This window comes from Epilithonimonas caeni DSM 17710, assembly GCF_000426465.1.
Taxonomy (GTDB): domain Bacteria; phylum Bacteroidota; class Bacteroidia; order Flavobacteriales; family Weeksellaceae; genus Epilithonimonas; species Epilithonimonas caeni.
The window spans coordinates 79,698-105,510 of sequence record NZ_AUFK01000019.1 but is presented as its reverse complement, the minus strand read 5'-3'; the positions used below and the strand labels follow the sequence as shown (position 1 = coordinate 105,510).

At 37.7% G+C, this 25,813-nt stretch carries 24 protein-coding genes; 11 read left to right on the top strand and 13 right to left on the bottom strand.

Translation table 11 applies throughout. The features are described from left to right. Positions 1–223 precede the first annotated feature (223 nt). Positions 224–763 (bottom strand): lipocalin family protein, encoded by a 540-nt coding sequence (locus tag K319_RS0113660; protein ID WP_027384100.1) that lies wholly within the window; start codon positions 761–763, stop codon positions 224–226. 143 nt (positions 764–906) lie between these two features. Between K319_RS0113660 and K319_RS20490 the strand changes: the two genes are divergently transcribed. Next, a complete protein-coding gene (locus K319_RS20490; RefSeq protein WP_051230693.1) occupies positions 907–2,340 on the top strand; it encodes a M20/M25/M40 family metallo-hydrolase in 1,434 nt (477 codons plus the stop codon). Positions 2,341–2,402: 62 nt separating this feature from the next. Here the strand turns inward: K319_RS20490 and K319_RS0113650 are convergent, their stop codons facing one another. The 3 genes from K319_RS0113650 to K319_RS0113640 form a co-directional block, all read right to left on the bottom strand. Then, a complete protein-coding gene (locus K319_RS0113650) occupies positions 2,403–2,735 on the bottom strand; it encodes a 2Fe-2S iron-sulfur cluster-binding protein (RefSeq protein ID WP_027384099.1) in 333 nt (110 codons plus the stop codon). Positions 2,736–2,878: 143 nt separating this feature from the next. Beyond that, on the bottom strand, positions 2,879–3,931 hold the full coding sequence (locus K319_RS0113645; RefSeq protein WP_027384098.1) for an NAD(P)/FAD-dependent oxidoreductase: 1,053 nt from the start codon (positions 3,929–3,931) through the stop codon (positions 2,879–2,881). A gap of 312 nt (positions 3,932–4,243) precedes the next feature. Continuing rightward, positions 4,244–5,446, bottom strand: coding sequence for an RsmB/NOP family class I SAM-dependent RNA methyltransferase (locus K319_RS0113640; protein ID WP_027384097.1), 1,203 nt, complete (start codon positions 5,444–5,446; stop codon positions 4,244–4,246). A gap of 258 nt (positions 5,447–5,704) precedes the next feature. Between K319_RS0113640 and K319_RS0113635 the strand changes: the two genes are divergently transcribed. The 4 genes from K319_RS0113635 to K319_RS0113620 all read left to right on the top strand — a co-directional run bounded on the left by K319_RS0113635 (position 5,705) and on the right by K319_RS0113620 (position 12,020). Beyond that, positions 5,705–6,304 carry a TetR/AcrR family transcriptional regulator gene (locus tag K319_RS0113635; RefSeq protein WP_027384096.1) on the top strand — a complete coding sequence of 200 codons (600 nt, stop codon included), beginning with the start codon at positions 5,705–5,707 and terminating at the stop codon, positions 6,302–6,304. 109 nt (positions 6,305–6,413) lie between these two features. Continuing rightward, a complete protein-coding gene (locus K319_RS0113630) occupies positions 6,414–7,754 on the top strand; it encodes a TolC family protein (RefSeq protein ID WP_051230708.1) in 1,341 nt (446 codons plus the stop codon). An 8-nt stretch (positions 7,755–7,762) separates the two neighbouring features. Next, positions 7,763–8,824 carry an efflux RND transporter periplasmic adaptor subunit gene (locus K319_RS0113625; RefSeq protein ID WP_027384094.1) on the top strand — a complete coding sequence of 354 codons (1,062 nt, stop codon included), beginning with the start codon at positions 7,763–7,765 and terminating at the stop codon, positions 8,822–8,824. A 7-nt stretch (positions 8,825–8,831) separates the two neighbouring features. Then, positions 8,832–12,020 (top strand): efflux RND transporter permease subunit, encoded by a 3,189-nt coding sequence (locus tag K319_RS0113620; protein ID WP_027384093.1) that lies wholly within the window; start codon positions 8,832–8,834, stop codon positions 12,018–12,020. Positions 12,021–12,142: 122 nt separating this feature from the next. Here the strand turns inward: K319_RS0113620 and K319_RS0113615 are convergent, their stop codons facing one another. Then, positions 12,143–12,589 carry a KTSC domain-containing protein gene (locus K319_RS0113615; protein WP_027384092.1) on the bottom strand — a complete coding sequence of 149 codons (447 nt, stop codon included), beginning with the start codon at positions 12,587–12,589 and terminating at the stop codon, positions 12,143–12,145. Positions 12,590–12,796: 207 nt separating this feature from the next. On the opposite strand from K319_RS0113615, the gene K319_RS0113610 reads away from it, so the two are divergent. Continuing rightward, a complete protein-coding gene (locus K319_RS0113610) occupies positions 12,797–13,201 on the top strand; it encodes an META domain-containing protein (RefSeq protein WP_027384091.1) in 405 nt (134 codons plus the stop codon). A gap of 51 nt (positions 13,202–13,252) precedes the next feature. Here the strand turns inward: K319_RS0113610 and K319_RS0113605 are convergent, their stop codons facing one another. The 3 genes from K319_RS0113605 to K319_RS0113595 form a co-directional block, all read right to left on the bottom strand. Further along, a complete protein-coding gene (locus K319_RS0113605; protein WP_027384090.1) occupies positions 13,253–13,495 on the bottom strand; it encodes a hypothetical protein in 243 nt (80 codons plus the stop codon). 79 nt (positions 13,496–13,574) lie between these two features. Continuing rightward, the gene (locus K319_RS0113600) at positions 13,575–14,909 is read right to left on the bottom strand and encodes a hypothetical protein (protein ID WP_027384089.1); all 1,335 of its coding nucleotides are present in this window, start codon (positions 14,907–14,909) and stop codon (positions 13,575–13,577) included. 88 nt (positions 14,910–14,997) lie between these two features. Continuing rightward, positions 14,998–15,891: a 3-hydroxyacyl-CoA dehydrogenase family protein gene (locus tag K319_RS0113595; RefSeq protein WP_027384088.1), complete on the bottom strand. Its 894-nt coding sequence runs from the start codon at positions 15,889–15,891 to the stop codon at positions 14,998–15,000. Between the two features lie 239 nt (positions 15,892–16,130). Here K319_RS0113595 and K319_RS20485 point away from each other — a divergent pair, with 239 nt between their 5' ends. After that, complete coding sequence (locus K319_RS20485; protein WP_051230691.1) at positions 16,131–16,580, top strand: very short patch repair endonuclease; 450 nt, start codon at positions 16,131–16,133, stop codon at positions 16,578–16,580. Positions 16,581–16,582: 2 nt separating this feature from the next. Here the strand turns inward: K319_RS20485 and K319_RS20480 are convergent, their stop codons facing one another. Beyond that, on the bottom strand, positions 16,583–17,401 hold the full coding sequence (locus K319_RS20480) for a M23 family metallopeptidase (protein WP_034671824.1): 819 nt from the start codon (positions 17,399–17,401) through the stop codon (positions 16,583–16,585). Between the two features lie 3 nt (positions 17,402–17,404). Then, positions 17,405–18,373 (bottom strand): Gfo/Idh/MocA family oxidoreductase, encoded by a 969-nt coding sequence (locus tag K319_RS0113580; protein ID WP_027384087.1) that lies wholly within the window; start codon positions 18,371–18,373, stop codon positions 17,405–17,407. Positions 18,374–18,737: 364 nt separating this feature from the next. Between K319_RS0113580 and K319_RS0113575 the strand changes: the two genes are divergently transcribed. Next, positions 18,738–20,135 carry a hypothetical protein gene (locus K319_RS0113575; protein WP_027384086.1) on the top strand — a complete coding sequence of 466 codons (1,398 nt, stop codon included), beginning with the start codon at positions 18,738–18,740 and terminating at the stop codon, positions 20,133–20,135. 320 nt (positions 20,136–20,455) lie between these two features. On the opposite strand, the gene K319_RS0113570 is transcribed toward K319_RS0113575, so the two are convergent. The 3 genes from K319_RS0113570 to K319_RS0113560 form a co-directional block, all read right to left on the bottom strand. Next, positions 20,456–21,484 (bottom strand): Gfo/Idh/MocA family oxidoreductase, encoded by a 1,029-nt coding sequence (locus K319_RS0113570; protein WP_027384085.1) that lies wholly within the window; start codon positions 21,482–21,484, stop codon positions 20,456–20,458. Between the two features lie 280 nt (positions 21,485–21,764). Continuing rightward, positions 21,765–22,589 (bottom strand): SDR family oxidoreductase, encoded by an 825-nt coding sequence (locus K319_RS0113565; protein WP_034671822.1) that lies wholly within the window; start codon positions 22,587–22,589, stop codon positions 21,765–21,767. Between the two features lie 34 nt (positions 22,590–22,623). After that, entirely contained in the window at positions 22,624–23,601 is a 978-nt protein-coding gene (locus K319_RS0113560) for a 3-oxoacyl-ACP synthase III family protein (RefSeq protein WP_027384083.1), read from the bottom strand. 287 nt (positions 23,602–23,888) lie between these two features. Between K319_RS0113560 and K319_RS0113555 the strand changes: the two genes are divergently transcribed. Genes K319_RS0113555 through mazG form a run of 3 tightly spaced genes read left to right on the top strand, consistent with a single transcriptional unit; the run spans position 23,889 to position 25,805 of the window. Next, the gene (locus K319_RS0113555) at positions 23,889–24,539 is read left to right on the top strand and encodes a protein-L-isoaspartate(D-aspartate) O-methyltransferase (protein WP_027384082.1); all 651 of its coding nucleotides are present in this window, start codon (positions 23,889–23,891) and stop codon (positions 24,537–24,539) included. Continuing rightward, positions 24,539–25,003 (top strand): PH domain-containing protein, encoded by a 465-nt coding sequence (locus K319_RS0113550; RefSeq protein ID WP_027384081.1) that lies wholly within the window; start codon positions 24,539–24,541, stop codon positions 25,001–25,003. The genes K319_RS0113555 and K319_RS0113550 overlap by 1 nt, the downstream gene beginning before the upstream one ends. A 31-nt stretch (positions 25,004–25,034) precedes the next feature. After that, positions 25,035–25,805 (top strand): nucleoside triphosphate pyrophosphohydrolase, encoded by a 771-nt coding sequence (gene mazG / locus K319_RS0113545; RefSeq protein ID WP_027384080.1) that lies wholly within the window; start codon positions 25,035–25,037, stop codon positions 25,803–25,805. Positions 25,806–25,813 lie beyond the last annotated feature (8 nt).

Sequence of the window (25,813 nt, the reverse complement as noted above, 5' to 3'; positions counted from 1 at the left end):
ATTATCAATTGGTTTTTATCTGGATTTAGATGTTCTAAGTTAGTGATTTGTTTGCCAAAATACAAATTATCAAAGCTGATTTTTAGGAGCATCACTTGCGGTGTCGGTTCACTTTCCATCCCGCTTTCCGCTCTGTCTTTTCGCCAACGTTTCCAAATCAGCGCCAAAAAAGGATGCCGCTGCAGTCGGCAATAAATCGACGATCTGTACTTCTTTTCACTTCTTATTTCTGTTCCACCCAGATCAATTTGGAAGTATCATAACCAATTGATTCTGCTTTATCAAGAAATTGAGTTTTAATATTTTCCGGGATTGTCTTTTCACGAGACAAAATCCAGAGATAATCCAGATTCTTTCCTGCAACCAAAGCATATTTGTAGTCAACCAGCTCGATGACATTATAACCGGCCCAAAAGGGTTTGAAGAAAGATACTTTCAGCCTTGCCTCGCTTTCAGAGTTAACAGATCTTGCTTCGCCAATGCTTTGTTTCCACTCTTTTTTCACATAATCATAGCCTTTGTTGTCAACTTTTATAGTTCCGTCAGGATTCTTGCAATATGTAGCTGTGACCTGATTCATATTCTTTTCAAATTTGAAATCGAATCTTGCGATCTCATACCATTTTCCCAGATATTTCTCTGAATCAAAATTCTGAATTGCGGTTGCTTTTTCAGGAATTCCAACAGAACAGGATTTAAATATTAAGATTGCCAAAACTCCAACTGAAATTGGTATTGCTATTTTTAGAAATGAATTTTTCATAATAATTTATTTTCCTCATCAATTCAAAAATAATTCCATACGATTTATTTATAAATAATAGAATCAAAATGATAATTAATTCAATAATTTGTTAAAGAATTTGATTATTTTTACAGAAATAAAAGCTGAAAAATCAATAATTAATGAAACGAAAATTACTTTCTATATTTTCACTTGTAGTTTTTAGCCACGCTTTCGCACAATCAGACAAGTTCTATGCAACGACGGATTCTGAAAGCGCAAAAGAACTAAAAGAAAAATTCCCTGAAGAAATTGAAATTGTAGGTGCTGCCGGAAATCAATCTGCTATTTTTCTGACCAAAAAGGCAGCTGAGTTTCTTCATCATAATGTCATCACACATGGCCCTGGCTATGTTTACAAATCTTCCAAAGAAGAAGCGTTATCGGCAATTAACAGATCTAAAAGATCGAATAGGGTTTTATCATTTACGATTGACCAAAATGCGGCGGTCAATGCTGCCATTGCGAAAGTGAATGCTGATAATATCAAGGCTCATATTCAGGTTCTTGAAAATTACGGAACGCGTTATCATACGACAGCGAAAGCGCAAACAGCTGTTCAGGATCTGAAAACAAAATGGCAAGCTTTGATCACTGCTTCTGGAAGAACGGATGTATCTGTTAGAGTAGTTGATCACTTTGGAACACCGATGCCTTCTCTGGTTTTTACAATTGATGGAACTACGGCTCCGAATGATTTCATCATTGTGGGGGCACATATGGATTCTATTACCAGTAATGCCAATTTTGCACCGGGAGCAGATGATGATGCGTCAGGGATTGCCACAATTTCTGAAATGATAAGGGTTTTGTTGGATGTGAATTACAAACCATCAAAAACCGTTGAGTTTATGGCTTTTGCTGCTGAAGAAATCGGATTGGTTGGCTCTTCGGAGATTGCCCAGGATTATGCACTTGATAATAAGAATGTGGTTTCGTTTGTGCAATTCGATATGACCAATTATAAAGGTTCTACAAAAGATATTTATCTAACGACGGATTCTTATAATAGCAATGACCTCAATTTGTTTTTAATTGAATTAATGGAACATTACAACAAAACAGGCCCTCATGCATTCACTTACGGAAATACGATCTGCAATTATGGCTGTTCAGATCATTTCAGTTGGGCAGATAACGGTTATGATGCGGCTTTTCCCTTCGAAGCTTCTTTTACTCAATATAATCCAAATATCCATACAACCAATGATAAACTGTCCAATATGGGAAGTAGTGCAACTCACGCTGCAAAATTTGCAAAACTGGGATTGGAGTTTATCATCGAAACGGCAAAAGGTTCTGTTTTGGCTGTTTCTGACTTGGAGAAAAGTCCTGTAGAGATTTTTGTAAAAGACAAATCTCTGAATTATAAATTAGGAACTGAAGCTATTGAATCCATCGTGATCGTGGATACTAGTGGAAGACAATTATTGGAATCAAAAAATCTTCTTTCTTCTGGGAAAATTGATTTGAATAAAATTAATAGTGGATTTTATTTAGCCGTTTTTAAAACCAGATCCGGGAAAGTAATTACTAAGAAATTCATTTTAGAATAAATAATTCGAAACCACATAGGAAACATACATTAATTCTAAAAAAAACTATCTTTCTACTGTGGTTAATATTCTGGAGCGAGTTCTACAACAAGTCCCTCCAGTTCTGGAGTTATAGGAATTTGGCAACCTAATCTGCTGTTAGGTTTTACGTTGAAAGCTTCTGCAAGCATTGCGTCTTCGTCTGGTAACATTTCCGGAAGCGGAACATCTTCACTTAAAACATAACATTGGCAGGAAGCGCACATTGCCATTCCTCCGCAGATGCCAATCGTTCCTTCTTCTGCTAGTTCGTAGGCACGGACAACTTCCATAATACTCATTGCCATATCTGTTGGGGCGGGAATCGTATGAGAAACACCTTCTCTGTCTATGATTGTAATATTAACGTCTGACATGTTGCAAAGATAAGAGATAGATTTTAGACAAGAGATGTCGGATGTCAGATTTTTTGATTGTGCACAAAAAAGAGGATTCCAGAATCCTCTCTATATTATTATTTAAGAATTAAAAAAAACTAATTTTTAATCTCTTAAAACTTCTAATCAATCGATTTTACAACTGCTTTTTCAGCTTCTTTTCTAGTTCCGTCGAAACCATCAACACCACTTACGGTTGTGTATTTTAGAACGAATTTTTTCCCAGGATTTAGCCTGTTGTAAACACTTTGAACCATTAACGTCGCTTCATGGAAACCGCAAAGGATCAATTTTAATTTTCCAGGATAGGTATTGATATCACCAATAGCGTAGATTCCATCAATGTTGGTTTGGTAGTCCAAAGCGTTGTTTACTTTGATCGCATTTTTCTCGATCTCCAATCCCCACTCTGACAACGGTCCCAACTTAGGAGTCAACCCAAATAAAGGAATCAGATAGTCTGTTTCCAGAATTGATTTTTCACCATCTTTTTCAATTTCGATTGCAGTTAATTTATCATCGCCAATCAGGCCTGTAACTTCAGCAGGTGTAATCAAATTTATTTTTCCTTGATGTTTTAGCTCAGTTACTTTTTCTACTGAATCCAATGCTCCACGGAACTCATTTCTTCTGTGGATCAAAGTGACATCAGAAGCGACATCAGCTAGAAAAACTGACCAATCCAAGGCGGAATCTCCACCTCCGGCAATCACAATTTTTTTGTCACGGAACATTTCCGGTTCTCTTACGAAATACTCTACACCATTTTCTTCAAATTTATCGATGTTTTCCAACTCTGGTTTTCTCGGGTCAAAGCTTCCCAATCCGCCTGCAATTGCAATGGCTTTCCCCTTGACTTTTACACCTCTGCTTGTAGTGACGATGAAATCACCTTCTTCTGTTTTTTCATAGCTAACCGCTTTCTGGGCCAGCGAAAACTGAGGTTCAAATTGTTTGATCTGTTCCATCAGGTTGTCCACCAAAACACCTGCATCCACACTTGGGAAACCTGGAATGTCAAAGATTGGTTTTTTAGGATATAGTTCTGTTAATTGTCCACCAGGCTGTGGAAGGGCATCTATCAGATGGCATCTTAATTTTAACAATCCTGCTTCGAAGACAGCGAAAAGGCCTGTCGGGCCTGCGCCTATTATAATGATATCTGTTTCAAACATTTATAAGAAATTTTGAAACGCAAATTTAAGGATTAAATATGATTTTAGAATGATTCTAAAGTATGAGATTGATTAGCTTGTGAAAAAAAATTAAACAAGCAAGGCTATATAAATGAGGAATTAATGATTTGAATTAAACTATAAATAAACAAGAGATTCAATTGAATCTCTTGTTTATGTTAAAGAATTTATAAAATTCTTTTTTATTACCAAATGATAAGGCATTTTAATAAAATATGTCTTAGATTTGCGCTTTCATCATTTGTGTTTTTAATTCCTAGGAATACCTTGTGTATCCTAGGAATTTTTTTATCAATTACGTTTGATCAGTGCCATATAGAATCCGTCATAACCTTCGCTAGGCATTATTTTTTCATCTTTGACAAGGGAAAAATCAGGATTGTTTTTCAAGAATGTTTTTACTTGTTCATTATTTTCTGAAGGCAGAATAGAGCATGTTGCATAGATCATTTGCCCTCCTTTCTTCAAAATCTTGGAGTAATCCTGTAAGATCTGTTGTTGTTCGCCTTTGATCCTGTCAATGAAAGCCTGATCTATTTTCCATTTGGAATCCGGATTTCTTTTCAGGACACCAAGACCCGAACATGGGGCATCTATCAATAGTCTGTCGGCTTTTTCGTGTAATCTTTTGATGACTTTATTGTCAGAGATTACTCTGGTTTCTATGTTGTGTGCTCCAGCTCTTTTGGCCCGTCTTTTTAGCTCTGCTAATTTCCATTCGTAGATATCGAGTGCAATGATCTGTCCTTTGTTTTTCATCAGAGCTGCTAGATGTAAAGTTTTTCCGCCGGCACCGGCACAGGCATCTACAACCCTCATTCCTTCCTTTACATCCAATAATTCTCCAATTTTTTGGGAACTCGCATCTTGAACTTCAAACAATCCATCTTTGAAGGCTGATGTCAGAAAAACGTTTTTCTTCTCGGTCAATTGGACGGCATCGGGATAATTTTTGACCGTAAAAGCTTCTACATTTTCATCATTTAAATCTGCGACCAATTCTCTTGGAGTTGTTTTTAGAGTATTTGTACGAAGAACTGTAGGAGCCTGTTCGTTAAGCGCCAACATTTCTCTTTCCCAGTTTTTTCCTAATTCTCTTTCCAAAGTTTCAGCTAACCAATCAGGAATAGAGTGCTCTATGGCTTTTGTTGGAACAGTGCCCTTTTTCAATTTAGTAAGGATATCCGCGACCTTGATCCCGTCAAATTCTTCAAATTTTTTATAATGTGTTTTGCTCCAAAGAAGATAGGCAATGATCATTTTGTATACGTTCGTAGGTTTCACACCTTCTCCCATGTAGTATTCCAGACGTTTTTTCCAACGGATGATATTGTAGAAGATCTCGGAAACTACTTTTCTGTCCTCGCTTCCCCATTTTCTGTGAGATTTTAGGAGTCTTTCTATGACTTTATCTGCATATTTTCTGTCTTCGAAAAAAGTTTCTTGTAGAGAATCATGGATTCCGATCAGAAGGTTGCGATGTATTAATTCCATTAAATTATGAATGAGTTATGAATTATCAAGTTTCCCGATTTTCGGATTTTATATTTTTTGGAAACCTATTTTATGAATTTTGCAAAGTTACTGATTTTAACTTTATAATAGAATAGTAATTCTTGCCCTAGGAGAAGTGCCATGGATTTTTTGAATGTTAAGTTTGTATTAAATTTTCAAATTTGTTTAATTTTAATGTTTAACAATTTTGTCAAAACAAATGATTGATATAAATTTGCACAAAATTGTTTAACAAAAATGTCAAAACAAGAAAAAAAAGACCAGACCCAGGAGTTGATCAAAGAAACAACGAAGAATCTCTTCTTCGTCAAAGGGAAATTTGACGCTACAACTCAAGAGATTGCCGATGAAGCAGGTATTAACAGAACACTGATAAACTACTACTTCCGATCAAGAGATAATTTGGTTCAAATTGTCTTTGATGAAGCACATAAAGTGGAAAAGGAAAAATCTGAGGTGATTATGAGGTCCGATCTTCTCTTTAAGGAGAAGATAGCCCAGTTTATTGAAGAGAGCTTATCCACAAGTTTGCGGTATCCGTATTTGGAAACTTATATCGTTTCACAAATCAATAAAGGAAGTTGCCACAAAAAAGATGTTGAGGAGGATGATCTGAAAAAGCTCTTTCGAGATATTGAACAAGAGATGGAGCTTGGAAATGTAGAAAAAATGGAACCGATCCAGTTCATCTTCAATATGATCTCCCTACTTGTATTTCCAAGTGCGGTAAGACCTCTTATTATGGAGAATTTAATGATCGACGATAAAGAATTTGACCGGTTGATAGCCGACAGAAAAGATATTATTCTCAATATGCTTTTTAAAAATCGAAAATAATATTAAAGTATTTTGACAGACCATCCGTCACATAAGAGTAAAAGCTTTCAAAAAAATAAAAGAAAAATATAAAAAATTAACGAAGTAATAAACTATGATTAATAACAAAATGATAAAGTGGAGAAAATTGGCTTTAGGCGTTTTGACTGTTACGGGATCACTCTTGTATTCTCAGCAGACCATTACCTTGAAACAAGCCATAGAATATGCTTTGCAGAATAAGTCGGACGCACTGAAAGCAAAGCTGGATGTTGCAAATGCAGAAGCAAAGATATTAGAGGCAAAAGCAGGCGCACTTCCTAAGATCAATGGGACGGCAAATCTTACCCATAATCCAATCTTGCAGGAAAGTGCTTTGCCGGGTGATTTTTTTGGTGCGCCAGGAACAATAGTGATGGTTCCATTTGGACAAAAATGGATTGCCGGAGCAGGTGTCCAACTGCAGCAGGCATTGTTTGATCAACAGGTATTTATAGGTCTAAAGGCTGCAAAATCAACCAAAGAATTCTATCAGCTGAACGCCGATCTTACTGATGAGCAGATCATTGAAAGGGTTTCTAATGCTTACTTCCAGGTTTTTACAGCCCAGGAAAAGAAAAGTACTCTGGAAAGTAGCTTTGCAAGTACAGAGAAAGTACGAAATGTGATCAAGAGCTTGTTCGATAACGGGTTGTCCAAAAAAATCGATCTGGACAGGACTAATGTTAATTTGACTAATATCGAAACCAATATCAAACAGAGTAACAACGGAATTGCACAAGCAGAAAATGCTCTGAAATTTTATATGGGAATGCCGATTGAAACCAAGATCCAGCTTGTGCCAGCGGATATGGAAGTGACACCGCATCTTTTGGAAAATATGGTAAACACTGATGACAGGACTGAAATTAAAGTTCTATTGAAAAACAAAGAACTTCTTGAATATCAGAAAAAAGCTACAATTGCAAAATATTATCCAACCGTTAATTTGACCGCCAACTATAACTGGCAAGGATTAGGTGCAAAATTTCCTTTAACCAATGGAAAGTCTAATGGAGTGTATTGGTCAGACTATTCTGCAATTGGTTTAGGCATTAACATTCCGATTTTCAATGGATTTGCTACTAAAGCGAAAGTTCAGCAAAATCAAATTGAGATCGATAAACTGGAAGCGGATTTGAAAGATACCAAACTAGGATTGGACCAGGCATATCAGAATGCTAAGTCACAAATCGAAAACAGCTTAACATCTATTGAAAACCAAAAAGCAAATGTTGCATTGGCAGAAAGCGTGCTTGCTGATACAAAAAGCAATTATCAATATGGACTAGCAACTCTTACAGATTTATTGGATGCGGAAAACTCTTTGGTTCAGGCGAAAAATAATTACACTACTGCTGTTCTGGATTATAAAATTGCAGAAGTACAATACTACAAATCAAAAGGAGAACTTAAAACTTATTTAAAATAAACTATAAAATGAAAAAAACATTAATATATATCATCGTTGCAGCTGTATTGATTGGTCTGGCTGCCTACAAAATAGCGGATAACAAAAAGAAGCAGGAAACTGAAGTAAAAGAAGTTGCAAGACAAGTTGACAAGATCAATGTTAATGTGATCACCGTTTCCCGTGAAAATATCGATACAGATTATTCTGCAAACGGAACATTTATTCCGAAACAGGAAACTAATCAATCTTCTGAAATCTCTGGAAGGATCGTTAGCGTTTTGGTAAAAGAAGGTTCTAGAGTGGGAGCTGGGCAAGTTTTGGCAACGATCAAAAGAGATGCGATCGAAGTGGATGTAACGCAAGCTCAGAATACTTTGCAAAATGCAATTATCGATAACCAACGTTACGAAAATGCTTACAAAACAGGAGGTGTTACAAAACAACAATTGGACAACTCCAGACTTCAATTGAAAAATGCACAGACCGCTGTAAGAGCCCAAGGTGTAAAAATCAATGATACAAGTGTAAGAGCGGGAATCAGTGGAACAATCAACAAAAAAATGGTTGAGCCGGGAATGGTAGTTGCGCCGGGAACTTCACTTTTCGAGATTGTTAATATCAATACTCTGAAGCTTTCTGTTTTGGTGGACGAGAGCCAAGTGGGGAGGATCCAAGTGGGACAGGAAGTAAAGATCAATGTCAATGTTTTGCCAGAAGATTCATTCTCTGGTAGAATTACTTTCATTGCTCCTAAAAGTGATGCTTCTTTGAATTTCCCGGTTGAGATCGAAGTCCAAAACCGAGGAAACTTGAAAGCCGGTATGTACGCAACAGCAGTTTTCAAGACCAATCACGGTGCTGAAACTCAGAATATGCTGACTGTTCCTGCCGAAGCTTTCGTAAATGGAGTGAGTTCCGGGCAATTGTTTGTTGTAAGCAATGGAACTGCGAAATTGATCAAAGTTCAAACCGGAAAAGTTTACGGTGATAAAGTTCAGATCTTAAGCGGACTGAAGGGGGGGGAGCAGGTTGTTACCAGCGGACAGATCAACCTGGATAACGGTTCAAAAATCAATATTGTAAAGTAGAGTACAGATGAAGTTAGCAGAAATATCCATTAAAAGACCATCACTGGTTATCGTATTATTTACGATCCTGACACTGGGTGGTTTGTTGAGTTACTCTATGATGGGGTACGAATTGATTCCGAAGTTTGAGACCAATATAGTAACCATTTCTACGGTTTATCCGGGAGCCTCGCCTGCCGAGGTCGAAACTTCGGTCACCAGAAAGATCGAAGATGCGGTTGGTTCTTTGGAAAATGTGAAGAAAGTTGAATCTTCTTCTTACGAAAGTTTATCGGTGATCATGGTTACGCTGAACACTGGGGCCGATGTGAACTATGCTTTGAATGATGCGCAACGTAAGGTAAATGCGATCTTGGCAGATCTTCCGGATGATGCGGATCCGCCATCATTGCAGAAATTCTCTTTGGACGATCTTCCGATCATGACATTGAGTATTACCAGTAATAAGCTTAATAATAAAGACCTTTATGATCTTTTAGATAAAAAAATAGAGCCTATTTTTTCCCGTGTAAATGGTGTCGCCCAGGTTGATCTTGTCGGTGGACAGGAGAGAGAGATTCAGGTAAGTCTTGACGAGAAAAAATTGCAGGGTTATGGACTGTCGATTGGAGACGTACAACAAGCAATTCTTTCTTCAAACTTAGATTTCCCGACGGGTGCTTTGAAGACCAGAACTTCACGTTCTACGATCAGACTTTCTGGAAAATATAGAGATGTTCAGGAGATGAACAACCTTGTAGTTTCCAACAAAGATGGAGCTCAGGTTCGTTTGTCTGATATTGCAACGGTTTTCGATACACAGAAAGATGTTGAGAAAGTGGCACGATTCAATCAGAATTCTACGATTTTGATGCAAATCAAGAAACAGTCTGATGCCAATGCAGTATCTGTTTCAGAATTAGTTCAGAAAACAATTGCCCAGGTTCAGGAAAATTATAAAACACAAGCCGTAAAAGTAAATATTGTTGATGATAGTACAGATTTTACCCTTGAAGCAGCAGATCACGTAATATTTGATTTATTCCTGGCAATTATCCTGGTTGCGGTGGTCATGTTATTGTTCCTTCACAACATCAGAAACGCATTTATCGTAATGGTTTCGATTCCGGTATCGCTGATTGCAACTGTGATCGGGATGTATTTGATGGGATATACTTTGAATTTGATGAGTTTATTGGGACTTTCACTTGTGGTAGGTATCCTTGTGGATGATGCGATCGTAGTTTTGGAGAACGTTTACCGTCATATGGAGATGGGGAAAAGCAGGATCCGGGCAGCGTACGACGGAGCTTCAGAAATTGGATTTACCGTAACGGCGATTACGTTGGTAATTGTGGTGGTATTCTTACCGATTGCGATGAGTTCCGGTTTGGTGGCTGATATCCTGGCGCAGTTCTGCGTTACCGTTGTTATTGCGACGATGTTATCATTATTGGCGTCATTCACCATTATTCCTTGGCTATCTTCAAGATTTGGTAAGTTGGTACATTTGACAGGAAAGAACCCATTTGAGAAATTCATCCTTTGGTTCGAAAAACAATTGGAGAAATTTACGCACTGGATCAGTGGGATTTTGGAATGGTGTCTAAAATCGACATTAAGAAGAATAACGACCGTTGTTGTAACATTCCTTATCTTGATCTCTTCCTTTATGTTGGTGGCATTCGGATTTATCGGGGGAGAATTCTTCCCGAAAATGGACAGAGGACAGTTCCTGGTTCAGATGGAACTGCCAAAAGATGCTTCTGTTGAGAAAACCAACCAGGTAACATTGGCGGTTGAAAAATACCTTAGAAATGATAAAGATGTCGTAGATATGATCACAACAGTTGGTCAGCAGTCATCAGGTTTTGGTGGAGCACAGGCCACTTTGTATCAATCAGAGATTCAGGTAATTTTGGTTGATAAGTCTGAGCGTAATGAAAGTACGGATATCAAATCAGCCAAGATCAAGAGAGCTTTGGAAGAGAAATTCACCGGCGTTGAGTTTAAAACAGCACCGATCGGATTAATGGGAGCAGACAACGCTCCGATCGAACTAGTGGTAACTGCGCAGGATAACGAAACAGCAAACAAAGAAGCGAACAGAATTCTCGAATTGCTTAAAAAAGTTCCCGGTTCTGTAGATGCCGAATTATCAACCGATTCTGGAAACCCGGAAGTTCAGGTCAATATCGACAGAGATAAGATGGCTTCTTTGGGCTTGAATCTTTCAAGTGTAGGACAAACGATGCAGACTGCGTTCAGTGGGAATACAGACGGAAAGTTCAGAGCCGGGGAATATGAATATGATATCAACATCCGTTTTGGTGATGCCAACAGACAATCTATTGATGATGTAAGAAACCTGATGTTTACAAATCCTAGCGGAGAACAGGTCAGACTGAGCCAATTTGCTGAAGTGAAAATGGGTTCCGGACCAAGTTTGCTAGAACGTAGAGATAAAACACCTTCTGTAAAGGTAAAATCTAAAGTTGTAGGTCGTCCGGTTGGAGACGTTGCTAACGAATGGGCGGCCCAGTTTATGGAAAACCAAAAGACAAAACCTGCTGGTGTGACTTACATCTGGAGTGGTGATATGGAAAATCAGACCGAAGGCTTTGGTACGTTAGGGATAGCATTGTTGGCGGCTATTGTATTGGTTTATCTGGTAATGGTTTCCTTGTATGACTCGTTTGTTTATCCATTTGTGGTATTATTCTCGATTCCATTGGCACTGATCGGGGTAATGGTGATCCTTGCGATCACAGGGAACTCATTGAACATCTTTACGATGCTCGGTATGATCATGTTGATCGGTTTGGTTGCGAAGAACGCGATCATGATTGTCGATTTTGCCAATATGAGAAAAGCAGCCGGAGCCAATACTCACGACGCTCTGATCCAGGCGAACCACGCCCGTCTTCGTCCGATCTTGATGACCACGATTGCGATGATCTTCGGGATGATCCCGATTGCGATTGCAAAAGGAGCAGGAGCGGAGATGAACAACGGCCTGGCTTGGGTAATCATCGGTGGTCTGACATCATCATTATTCCTGACCTTGATCATCGTACCAGTTGTTTACTCTTTATTTGATTCAATTTTGAGAAGAATGGGCAAACACGAAACTGTGGATTATGATGCTGAGATGAAGGCAGATTATAAACACAGGGAACTAAGTGAAGACGGATTTACGCCTAAGCACGTAGATTAATATATCAATTTAATTAACCTTTAAACCGCATCAATTTATATTGATGCGGTTTTTTGTTTTCAAGCAAAAAAAAGACTCTCAGAAAGATCTGAAAGTCCCAATGTATTTTATTAAATAGAAAATTAATCCGCCATTACCTCGCCGGATTTTCTATAGATAAAATTTCCGTAGATGTGTCTTCTTGCAAAACGGCTTGGCGAATCTGAGTTTACCATTTTGATGTAAGTATTTCTTGGAACACCGATGTATTCGAACATTTGTCCATTGAGATGCTGAACGGTCAAAATCGATTTCTCAAGATAAAAATCCTGAATATTAGATTTTGTAATAGTTTCCGTATATTCTTCTTTGTATTTTTCCTGAGTTTCTTCGTGGATGCTTACTAGAAAATGATAAGCTTCTATTACAGATTTGCTTTTTTCTTCTGCTTCCAGTTTTCCTTCTTCATTATTTACAAATTTATCAGGATGTGTGTCCTTCATCGTATTTCTGTAGATGGTCTTCAGATCCTTCAAAGTTGCGGTTTTATCAATACCAAGAAGCTTTCTGTGTTCTGCAATTCTTTTCATATTATGATTCTTTATTTCGGGGTGCAAAATTAGGCTATTAAAATTAATAAATCATAACTTATTCATTATTAATTTGATTGATGTTTCAAAAATTGATTTTTTCCTAATATATTCAATTTTTGGCCATTGATTTTGTGCTGTCTTTTTTCTGTCCGAATATTATGTTAAGGAATAAAATCTTATCTTTGAAAGGTAATTCTTTATGAAATGAAAAAACTTATTTTAATATCCATATTATCTCTGTCTATTGTTTCTTGTACAAGCAGATTAGGAAATGCTTCCAAAGTTGGAAAAAACCAGGCGCCTATTACAGGGACACAATGGGTTTTGGCAGATGATATCACAAATAAGCCAACGTTGTTGATCGAGCAGAACAGGATTTCTGGAAATGCAGGTTGCAATAACTATTTTTCTGAGGCCACAATAGACACTTCTGCAGGCAATTTTTCTGCAAAAGCTATTGGCTCTACTAGGAAAATGTGCAACAATATGACAACTGAGACCAGTTTTCTAAGTGTTTTGCCAGAAGTGAACAAGTATGTAGTTACAGAAACTACATTGGAACTTTATAAGGACAATCTTTTATTATTGAAGTTTAATAAACAACAATAAATTGAAATATTCACACAAAAAAAGGAACTCAGCTTTGAGTTCCTTTTTTTATTATTCTTCGTCTTCCTCGTCGTCGTATTTTGCAAGTTCTTCATCACACCATTTGAAGGCTTCTTCCACAACTTTTGTAGCCTCGTTTGCTACAGTTTCTTCATCATCCCCTTCCAAATCGTCCAACCATTCTACATCCTCTTCTTCTACGTTAAGGATGAAACGCGGATACTCTGTGTGTACTACAAAAAGATCTTCTGGGAAATCAGAATTGTCGGCTAATAAAAACTTAGGTAATTTCATAATATAAAATTTTAATATAAATCAGAGCATTTGAGATCATCACTCTATTTTTCAAAGATAGAAAATTTCCCGAAAAGAATTATTGATAATTATTTTTTTTGATACTGACCTTACTTTCTACCTTATACCTTGTCAATACGTTTTTTTTCACAGTATCTGCAGCCTTGAAAGTGATGTAAACTCGAGGGTTCACTGTACTGATAAGTTCTGCAACTTGAACTTGATCCAAGTTCTCAAGCGTTTCTACATAATATTCGAAGGTTGTGTCCTTCAGTTTTTCTTTTTCCAGAAACCCGGAGATTATTTTTCTGTTCTCCAGATAATCGCCCTTTGACAGCCAGGTGAAGATAAAACCTGTCATAAGACTTAAAAAAGCGATGGAATAGACAATGTCATCTAATATCCGAAATAGTTTTCTTAGAAAAACGATCCATATCCCAATGGAAAAAGGAGCGAGTAATCTATAATCCATCGGATTGATCCAATAAAAATACTGGATGAAATAAGAACAAACGATACAGACAAGGGAAATGATAAGAATAAATCTCTCCGTTTCAGATAGTTTGGTCTTTACAAATAGGAAAATCATGGCAACAATTGTCAAAGCTCCAATTCCGTAGATTCCATAATTGATGATTCCGCCATTGGGGTCAGCAATGTGGACAAACGGATCAAAAGTGGTTGCAAGTCCCTGAAATAGTTCGGGCACTAGAGTAGAAGTAGGTTTCAACCCGATTTCGAGAGATTGTGCAATGTAATTCTCATTAAAATAATCGATGAAAATCAATTTGTAAAGTCCATAAAAACCGATCCCCAAAATTCCTGAAACGGCAAAGGTCTTCCAATAGTTTTTCCTGAAATTCATAACCCCGAACCCCAAAATGCCCAAGCAAAAGAACAATGCACTATAACGGATATTGAGAAGGATTATAAGTAAGAGGGTAAGGAAAAAGATGCCCTGGATCTGGGACAATCTATTTTTTAAAATTTGACGGGCTGTAAAGAATAAAAAAATGACAAAAGGCAATGTAAAGGCTTCGCTCATCGTGAAAGAAAAGATGCTTACAAAACTGAACAAAGAAGAAACGACCAAAAGTTCCTTGAAGTAAAACTTTTTCCTATAGGCAAAGACCAGAATGAAAGTATATGCAAAAAGTCCCACCAGCTTGCTGCCCCAAAATTCATCTACTCCGAAGAACGTAAAGAACCTGATGGATAACGGGTAACCCAAAGGTGCAATTGTATCATCGATGATCGGGAAAATATTGGCCTGTCGCAGATATCTTATAGAGTCCGGGCTTACACGTCCTTTCTCGTTCAGTAAGAATCTTAGGATGATCATCGTATAAGTAACGACAATCAGAAAAAACTGTAGGATTTTCTCGTACTTTGAATTGAGTTTTATTGAAATCATAGTTCTTTAAATAAAAATGTCAGGATCAAATCTGATTCTGACAAAGTTATAAATCGTAATCCGAAATTACTAATTGGAGATTTTAGAATTATTTCAAAAACATTTTCGAAACTTTCTCAGCTTTTTTACTTTCAGAATAATCGTAGAAACCTTCGCCGGATTTCACACCTTTTTTGCCAGCCATTACCATATTCACCAATAGAGGATTTGGTGCATATTTCGGATTTTTGAAACCTTCGTACATCACGTTTAGTATCGCAAGGCAAACATCCAGCCCGATAAAGTCTGCCAGCTGCAAAGGTCCCATTGGATGGGCCATCCCGAGCTTCATAACCGTGTCTATTTCTTCCACACCTGCAACGCCATTATATAATGTTTCGATAGCCTCATTGATCATTGGCATCAGGATCCTGTTGGCTACGAATCCGGGATAATCATTGACTTCAACAGGAACTTTTCCTAAGTTTTTTGACATTTCAAAGATAACATCAAAAGTATCTTTGGATGTCGAATAACCTTTGATGATCTCAACCAGTTTCATGATCGGAACAGGGTTCATAAAGTGCATCCCTATAACCTTTTCAGGGCGTTTTGTTGCTGCTGCAATTTGTGTGATGGAAATAGAAGAGGTGTTGGTCGCCAGGATACAGTTTTCAGGGGCCAATTCGTCCATCTGCGAAAATATCCTAAGCTTCAGGTCAAGATTCTCCGTAGCTGCTTCTACGATGAGGTCAGCGGTAGTAACTGCGTCCTTTATATCTGTAAAGGTCTTGATATTACCCAAAGTTTGTGCTTTTTCTTCTTCTGTAAGATTACCTTTTGCGATGATCCTGTCCAGATTGGTAGTGATGGTTTTCAGGGCTTTGTCCAGGTTTTCCTGTTTTACATCCACGAGATTTACCGTAAAACCACTTTGTGCAAAGGTGTGTGCAATACCATTTCCCATAGTTCCGGCTCCGATGACAACGATGTTTTTCTTCATTATTTATTATTTATCTAGGATTCATGGACCTTTCGGTCTCATATATTTTTTAAATTTCTTTAGGGTCTGCAAAAACCTATTTGAATTTAAAGTTTACTTTTTGTAAATATATCATATTTTCCGAATCTGAAAAGTGATCTTATTCATATATCATAAAAATCTGGAAATAATTCAAATTAGTATTTTTGGTCTTAGTTTTGGATTTAACATAATATTAAGACTATTAGCAAACTTTTCCAATGAAACAACCTGAAACATACATCAGAGATAAACGTTCTCCGATTCCAAAGAACGAGAGTGTTTCCAGGGTCATGAGCAAGAACAAAAGTAAAAATACCAAACCGGAATTGCTACTTAGAAAAGAGCTATGGAAAAATGGAATCCGCGGGTATAGACTTCACTCAAAAAAAATTCCGGGTAAACCGGATATAGCCTTTATTTCGAAGAAAATTGCCATTTTTGTGAATGGTTGTTTTTGGCACAGATGCCCGCACTGTCAGTACAAGTTACCGAAAACCAACAGAGATTTCTGGAAAACCAAATTCGAAAATAATATCGCAAGAGATCTGAGAGCTATTGATCAGTTAAAAGAAATGAATTGGAAATCCCTTACAATCTGGGAATGTGAACTGAAAGATAAAGAAAAACTGGAACTGGCTGTTCAGAAAATAAAAGACCAGCTTGGCTAATTTTATTTGTAATTTCTTGTATATCTCTGTTTTTCTTGTAAATAGATTGGTTCCGGGTTTTCTTTTACTTTAAATTTTGTTTTATAATAATTTCTTTCCCCATCTATTTTATTGGAAAAAACTGAAAAATGAAGATGCGGTCCTTTGCTCCATCCGGTATTTCCACTGTATCCTATGAGCTGTCCTTGTTTCACTTCATCACCTTTGTTTACAATGACACCATCTTTTTTGAGATGGGCATATTCTGCGAAGGTTCCGTCATCATGCAGAATGATGATCTTATTATTATATTTGGCACAGTCCTTTGTGAAGCATGCCCGGTCAGAATCAGATTTTGTAGTAACGACTTTTCCACTTCTAGCCGCAAAAATCTCGGTTCCCAATTTATGACTGAAATCCAAAGCATAAGCGTTCTGATGAGAAAAATTCCCATTGTACCCTTGATAGATTGACTGTGAAGTTCCAACAGAGTAGGGCAACCAATAAGTTTCATCAGGGTTCGATGGTTTTGAATTCACATCTCCGAAAACATAAAATACACTATAACTAAATTTGAAGCCCTTAGATTTATTTTCAGCATCAATTCTGGAAATGATAAATTTCTTAGCATTTGCAGGAACAACAATGATGCTTTTATTTGGCAAACTTGATAATACATTTTCACCAGAGTATGAATATTCTACACTTATAGGACAGATCTCATTATTATCAGCATATACGACATTTGTTTTGTTGTCAAGATATTTGTCAAATTTTATATCGGGATCTTGAGAGAAAAAGAATAATGGGAGTATTACTAAAAAATATTTTATATAATTCATGTTTTAATTTTTCTGTATCAACCTCACGATCTCCAGTGCCACTTTCAAGGCCTCGGTTCCGTCTTCCAAGGAGACTTGTACAGGAACATCATATTCGATAGCATTCGCGAAACTTTCTAATTCGTCAAGAATGGCATTGTTCGGCTGGATGTTCGGATATTCGAAAAGGATCTGATTTTTCTCACCTTCCGCATTTTCAATGATCATGTCAAAGTCAGATGGGTTTTCCGGCGCAGGTTTCATTCTGATAACTTCCGCTTTTTTCTCCAGGAAATCTACTGAAACATAGGCATCTTGTTGGAAAAACCTTGATTTTCTCATGGCTTTCATCGATATTCTGGAAGTTGTGAGATTTGCGACACAGCCATTTTCGAACTCGATCCTGGCGTTGCAGATGTCTGGCGTTTTGCTTACGACGGAAACACCGCTGGCGTGGATTTGCTTCACTTTCGATTTCACAAGACTAAGCAGAATATCCAGGTCATGGATCATCAGGTCCAAAACTACAGAAACATCTGTTCCTCTCGGGTTGAACTCAGCCAGTCTGTGAATCTCTATGAACATTGGATTTTTGATGTAATCTTTCGTTGCAATGAAAGCCGGATTATATCGTTCAACGTGACCAACTTGTGCCTTTATACCAAATTCCCTGCACTTGAAAAGAATTTCCTCCGCTTGCTGCAAGGTCTGGGTCACAGGTTTTTCGATGAAGAAATGGATTCCTTTCTCAATCGCCTTCATTGCATAATCGTAGTGATAAACCGTTGGTGTTACGATATCCAGCATTTCGATTTCTTCTAATAATTCTTCGAAACTTTCAAAATATTTGTACCCGAATTCGGCTGCCAGTTTTTTACCATTTTCTACATCTTTATCGTGAAAACCAACGAGTTCATATTTTTCAGATTGATTCAGTAATCTCAAATGGATTTTTCCGAGATGTCCTGCTCCTACAAGTCCTGCTTTTATCATAGCTCAATTTTCTTAAGGTCGTAAATTTAAGAATTATAGCAACTCGGCATCAAAAAAAGACATATAATTTTTCATGATTTGAGTCTTGTTATTTAGTCGAATTTTGAGAGCGAGTAATGATTACAAACAATTTTATTTTAATCTTTCTCAGCAACATCTTTTTTTTCCAATACGAATAATCTGATCATAATCTATTAGTTTTATGTAAAGAGTATTTTATAATTGTTATGGATGTTTTTTTGTCGTTTTTAATTGATTATTGTTTAATTTGTTTTTAATAAAATTTATTTTAATTATTAAAAATATTAATAAAGGTATTTTTTATTGATTTTTTTTACATTTGCATCGAACAAAAACACAAAAGATGAAAAAAGTTTATCTATCCATTGCATTGGTTGCATTTGGATTAACTTTTGGGCAAGTAGGTGTCAATACCAATAGCCCCAAAACGACATTAGACGTTAGTGCCAAAAGAGATGTCTCTGGAAGTATTACTGATAATACGCAACACATCGGTCTTCAGTCTCCACGGCTTACCAGAGCCGAACTTACTAATAATACTGCAACTTATGGAGTCGATCAGACGGCAGCTCTTATTTATGTTACCGATGTTTCCGGTGGCGATACGAATATCCCGAGGACTCATGTGGATTCGCCGGGCTATTATTATTTTGATGGAGTTCTTTGGCAAAAGTTTACGGGAGGTATTGCTTCTGGGGGAACGGAACCATGGAAAGTTCGTACTACTGATACAGAAGCAACACTTAATACGCAGGACATCTATCAAAAAGGAAATGTAGCAGTGGGCACCAGTCAAGGGCTGGGAACTTTTCATATTGATGCGGTAAAAGATAATCCCTCGACCGGAACGCCTACTACAACGCAGGTGTTGGATGATATTATCGTAACACCAAAAGGAAGAGTGGGAGTTGGATATTCTCCTTCAGATACTGTTTTTGGAAGCAATCAGTTTGATGATAAATGGACCCTCCAAGCCAACAGCGATCTGGATATTAATTATAGTTTGGCGACCACCAATAATGCACAGGCCATCGTACATCGTAATATTATTTCATCAGGAACTATCGGAGCCAGGACTGCCAGGCCAAATGGAACTTCTATTACAGCATTTGAAGGACATACTTCCACGTCCAGCAATAATTATGGGCTGACCACGGCAGTTACACAACAGCGGGCAGGAATTGTTTTACGAACAGGAAAGTATACATCGGTGGGAGGAGAGATATGGTTGGGAACTTCGGGTGCGAATAGTGATGGTAGTGCATCATCTACAGCGGTCAATGTCTATCGCGCTATTATGGATGAAAGGGGAAACTGGTCTCTGGGTGCGGATCCTAATGTAGATGCCTTTTATAGAAACCCTACCCAAAGGCTTGACTTGATATTGGGCGGAGTACGTATAGATGCGCTGGGTTATGGAACTTTAGCGGCATGGCAAACTTTGCAGGCAGCCCAGCGTCCTAATTATATCAGTACCAATCCAAATGATAGGATAGTTGTAGTGGATGCTAACGGCGTTCTGAAGACCATCGATCGTTCGGTCTTGGCCAAATCTTCTATAGTAGAAGAAAAATCCCAGTCCCAACTCCGTATAGTAAAGAATGCTTCTGACATTACACCTGCTATCATTCAGGGATGTCCTGTTTATGATAACGAAGCAACAGCACAAACCGATGAAGTACTACCGGAAGGAGGTTTGTATAGGATCAAGGGAAGCGGAGTGTTAATGATCAAGTATTGATTTTCTAGAATTATAAATCTATGTAAAAATAAAGACCCAGAATTTCTTGCAATTCTGAGTCTTTATTTTTATTTGGGAAGCTATACCCGCTTGTAGTTTATCCTAAGCTTGTCGAAGGACTCCCAATTTGTCACGAAGAGTCAGCTCAAATCGGACTGCGGATTCTACATGCAATAATAGTTGTTGCGATAAAACAATATTTGTCATTGACCGTCGGATCTTCGATTTCTGAAAGGATCTCAACAGCTAGTGATAAGATTCCTACGGAATGAAAAAATGGAAATTTTTAAATGTCAGACTGATCGGAACCGAAGTCTTATTTATAAACCAACAACTTTTCCCTTCTCCGAACTTTCCTTAGCTGCTTCAATCACTTTCATTATATGGTAGGCCTGTTTTGCCGTCACAGGAACTTTTTTATCATCCACGATGGCGTTGTAAAGGTCATCGTAAAAATCCAGATAATTCCCTTGGAACGTCGGGAAGTTGACAACTCTGTCATTATAAGCCAAAAGTCCGGTTTTATCATCAGGCTCAGTTCCCCAATTTTCACGATTCGGGACTTTGCCTAATTTCAATTCATCTTCCTGGATGTCGCCCCGGTGTTTCAGGAAACTTCCTTTTTTCCCCTGAAGAACATAAGATGGCGTCATTTCTTTCACAAAATAACTTGATTTCAATCGCACTCTTTTGTCAGGATAGTAAAGTAAAATATCAAAATAATCATCAATCTGTGTGTTTTCTCTCGTTCGTCTGATGTCTGCAAAAACCTTCTCCGGATTCCCGAATAATGTCAATGCCTGGTCGATCACGTGCGAACCCAGATCCATCAAAATACTGGCGCCGGGATTTCCGTCTTCTTTCCACGCTTTTGGGCTCAGTTCAGGATTGTATCTTTCGAAACGGATTTCTGCTTCCACAATGTCTCCAAGATAATTCTCTTCCAGAACTTTTTTTACGGTTCGGAAATCGCTGTCATATCTTCGGTTTTGATACACACAGAGTTTCAGATTTTTCTCTTTGGCGAGTTTATGTAATTCTTCCGCTTCCTGAGAAGTCGTGGTGAAAGCCTTTTCTACCAAAGCGTGTTTTCCAGCTTCCAGGACTTTCTTGGTGAATTCGAAATGGGTATCAATTGGTGTATTGACCACAATCAGCTCTGCATCGCTTTCCAGAACTTCTTCCAGCGAATCAAAACTTTTAACGTTTGGGTAATCGGTTTGTATATTTTTTTTGCTTCGTTCGTAGGCGCCTATCAGTTCGAAACCTTCATTAACTTCAAGGAATGGTGCATGAAAAAGTTTCCCCGAACCGCCATAAGCCAACAAAGCCGTTTTTATTTGTCTCATAAATCTAAATAATTTTGATGATGCAATTTAACCAAATAAAAATTCAAGCCACAAAACTTGCAACTTGAATCTTTACTGAAATATTTCTCTTGCAGATTTAGCAGATGCAAGACGTTTTAGTTTGAGGTTGATTATTGAGATTTAATTTATGAAAGGCTTCGAGAGCCTCAGCCTGACATCGCTGAAAATAAACTGTTAATATTAGATTTGTCAGTCTGATTATGGTCGAAGACATCCAAGACACTTTCATCTCTCTATCACTCAAACCTTCCAACCCGATCTATCCCATAATATGAAAACCACCATCCACATGACGGATTTCCCCGGTGATCCTGGTTTCTTTTCGGAAAAGATGAACGATTTCGTGCGCTAAATCTTCAGGCAAAGCATTACCCAACGGACTGATCCTGTTCGCTCTTTCCACATCTTCAACCTTCAAAGTTGCATTTCCTGCCTTACTTCCCATGTAAGGTGAGAATCGGATGGCGTTTGCGCGAATACCATGTTTTACACCTAATTCATAAGCCATTTCAATCGTCAATCTTTCAAGTGCTGCTTTCGCAATACTCATATTGATGTAAGGGAAAAAGGAAACTTTCTCCGCCGCGATATAACTTAATGAAACTATCGAAGCACCGTTTTGCAAAACACCATTGTATAATAATGAATGGCACAGCGTAACCAATGAAAATGCAGACACATTCATCGTGTCATTGAATTCCTCGGCGGTCACTTCCAGCATTGGTTTCACGGATTTGTTCCGGATGGTTTTGTCCATTGCGATGGCGTGAAGAAAACCATTCAGTTCAATGTTTTTTGTTTTCAGATCATTGGCAAAATGGCTTAAACTTTCCGGCAAGGTCACATCGAGAGGGGCCGTGTAAATATCATTTCCTAAAACTTTTTTACAGGCATTTTCGAAGTCTTCGTAATTTTTGTTGAGGAAAGATTCTGCTTTTTCGGAAAGATTTTTGTGAAAAGGCGTCACGCCTAAACCTGTGCAGACAACTTTTCCGTTGTTTTCAAGGATTTTTTCAGCGGTTTTCATTGCTAATGAATTCTCATCCGCAATTCCGGTAATTAGAAAAGTTTGATTATCTAACATATTGTTAATTAACAATTAATAATTAATGAATTCACTACGCTTTATAAAGTGCAGTTCCCCAGGTCCAGCCGGAGCCAACCGCTGCGAAAAGCAAAAGATTTCCCGGCTGGATCTTTCCGCTTTTGTAAGTTTCATCAAGGACAATCGGGATAGTTCCGCCGGAAGTGTTGGCATATTTGTCCATGTTCGTCATCACTTTTTCGAACGGGATATTGGTTTTCCTGGCTGTTTCCTGTAAAATTCTGATGCTTGGCTGATGGGGAATGACCCAATCTACATCATCGGAAGTCAGCTTGTTGGCCTTTAAAATTTCATTGATTGTTTCCGGCAAGACTCTGGTCGCGGTTTCAAAAACTTCTTTCCCGTTCATTTGGAAATAATGAAGTCTTTGCTTCAGAGTTTCTTCTGAAGCTGGCATTTCTGAACCGCCAGCCGGAATATTGAAATGATATTTCCCGGTTCCGTCTGCGTGCAATTTGAAATCGAAAAAACCTTTGTCCTCGGTCGTCGCAGAGAGCAAGATCGCGCCTGCACCATCTCCAAAGAAAACCGAATCCTTTCTTTCCCAATCGGTAATCGTTGAAAAAGTATCAGCGCCAATGACCAAAACATTTTTATACATTCCGGTTTCGATAAACTGGCAGCCAATCGCAATGCCGTAAAGTCCACCGGAACAAACCGCAGAAATATCAAATGCAACAGCCTGTGGCGCTTCCATTTTTTCCTGAACAAAACACGCTGTTGACGGGGCCTGTCTGTCAGGTGTAGAAGTTGCAACAATGATCAGGTCGATGTCTTTTGGTTTTACATCGGTATTTTCCAGAGCTTTCAGTCCTGCTTTGTAGGCCAGATCGCTGGTCACTTCACCTTCGGCAATCCGGCGCTCTCTGATTCCCAGATTCTTAAAAATCCACTCGTTGGAAGAGCCTACTTTTTCGAAAAAATCATTTTTTAAAATTTTTGGAGGAACGTATGAACCGGTTCCTTTAATGTAAGCTCTTAATTTCTGCATAACATCCATTCTTTCATTCAATTAATTGAAGATGTATTTGAATTTTTAATAAAAAAACAATCAAAGCTATAAACTTTATTCTGATTAACGATCAATTATTTGATATATTTTTAAAATAATGATTCTTGTTTGGATTTTAAAATTTTACTTCCGAAATTGCAGTTTAATTAACCACAAAAGCCATAAAAGTTTTAACTACTTTCTTTTAAGTAAATTATAATTTCGAACATTTGATTTTAATTTGTTTCTTTTGTGGTTTTTTGTGGTTCAAAATATTAAAGCTAATAATGAGAGATACTTACGTCCACAAGGGCAAAAGAAAACAATTAATCGATTATCTTCATCAGAAAATCGGGATTACAGATTCTTTCGTCTTGAATGCAATGAACGAAGTTCCCAGGCATCTTTTCATAGAGAGTGTTTTCGAAGACTATGCTTACGAAGACCGTGCTTTTCCTATCGCTTCTAAACAGACAATTTCTCATCCATCGACTGTTGCCGAACAAACTGAATTGCTGGAAGTGAATGAAGGCGAAAAAGTGTTGGAGATAGGGACAGGGTGCGGTTATCAGACGGCGGTTCTAATCCGGATGAAAGCTTTGGTTTACACGATTGAGCGTCAAAAGGATCTGTACAATTTTTCAAGCAAAATTCTTAGAGAATTGGATTTGAGACCCAAGTTCCAGAGTTTCGGAGACGGATTTGCGGGTTTGCCGACGTTTGCCCCTTTTGACAAAGTATTGGTGACTTGTGGTGCGGAAGTTCTCCCAACGGAATTGTTAAAACAATTGAAAGTTGGTGGAAAAATGGTAATCCCACTAGGTAAAACTGATGAACAGATTCTTTATAGATTTACTAAAATTTCTGATACTCAGTTTGAAAAAGAGGAATTCGGTGTTTATAAATTTGTTCCAATGCTTCAAAACAAATCGCATTAATGAAAGTTTACAAAAGCAAAAGAGATTGGATTTATGGTTCTTTATTTTTAGGGATCAGTTTGCTTTTTGTAATCATTATTGTCTCAGCTTATTTTGATATGCCTTTTTCAGAATGGCTGATAATGGCAATTATTTTGTCGGGTATCAATACGCTTTTATTAATTGGTTTTTTCTTTGTTAAAATTAGAATTGACAGCGAAGATCTAGTTGTGAATGTTATCTTCGATATTTTCAGGGTCAGTATTTTTAAAATCACAAAAATCCGAATCGGAGAAACAATGTGGAGCGGGTTTCACAAATGTGGCACTTCTGTTGGTGGATTGATTGTCTTTTCGAAATTTAAGAACGACCTTTATATCACACCTGAAGATCGGGAAGAATTTTTAAATAAATTATTGGAAATCAACAGTCATATCATTATTGATGATGTTAGGGTCAAAAAGGCTTCGAGAACCTCAGCCTGACATTATCTTTATCAAATATCACTCATTATTTATGAATACACGACAAGAAAAAATGGAAGCTTTTGGAAGGCTTCTCGATATAATGGATGACCTGCGGGAAAAATGTCCGTGGGATCAGAAGCAGACTTTTGAGACACTTCGTCATTTGACTTTGGAGGAAGTTTATGAATTGTCTGATGCACTTCTGACTGAGGATCTGCAGGAAATTAAAAAGGAACTGGGCGATGTGCTTTTACATTTGGTTTTCTACGCGAAAATAGGTTCAGAAAAAGAGAGTTTTGATATTGCTGATGTCATCAATTCTTTGAATGAAAAGCTGATATTCCGTCATCCGCATATCTATGGTGACACCGTTGCCGAAGATGAAGAAGTAGTGAAGCAAAATTGGGAAAAACTGAAACTGAAGGAAGGAAACAGATCCATTTTATCGGGTGTTCCGAAAGGTTTACCACCAATTATCAAGGCTTATAGAATTCAGGATAAAGTGAAAGGAATCGGGTTCGAATTTGATTCTGCGGACGATGCTTGGGCAAAAGTACGAGAAGAACTGCAGGAATTTCATCAGGAAACGGACAAGGATAAAAAAGAAGCTGAGCTAGGTGATGTGTTTTTCTCTTTGATTAATTATTCGAGAATTTCAGGCTTAAATGCCGACACAGCTTTGGAAAAAACAAATTCGAAATTCATTTCCAGATTTCAGAAAATGGAGGAGTTGGCCCTTAGCAAAAATTTGGTTTTGTCTGATTTAAACCTTGTTGAGATGGATGAGCTCTGGGAAGAAGCCAAGGTTTTTGAAAAATAAACTTTGCG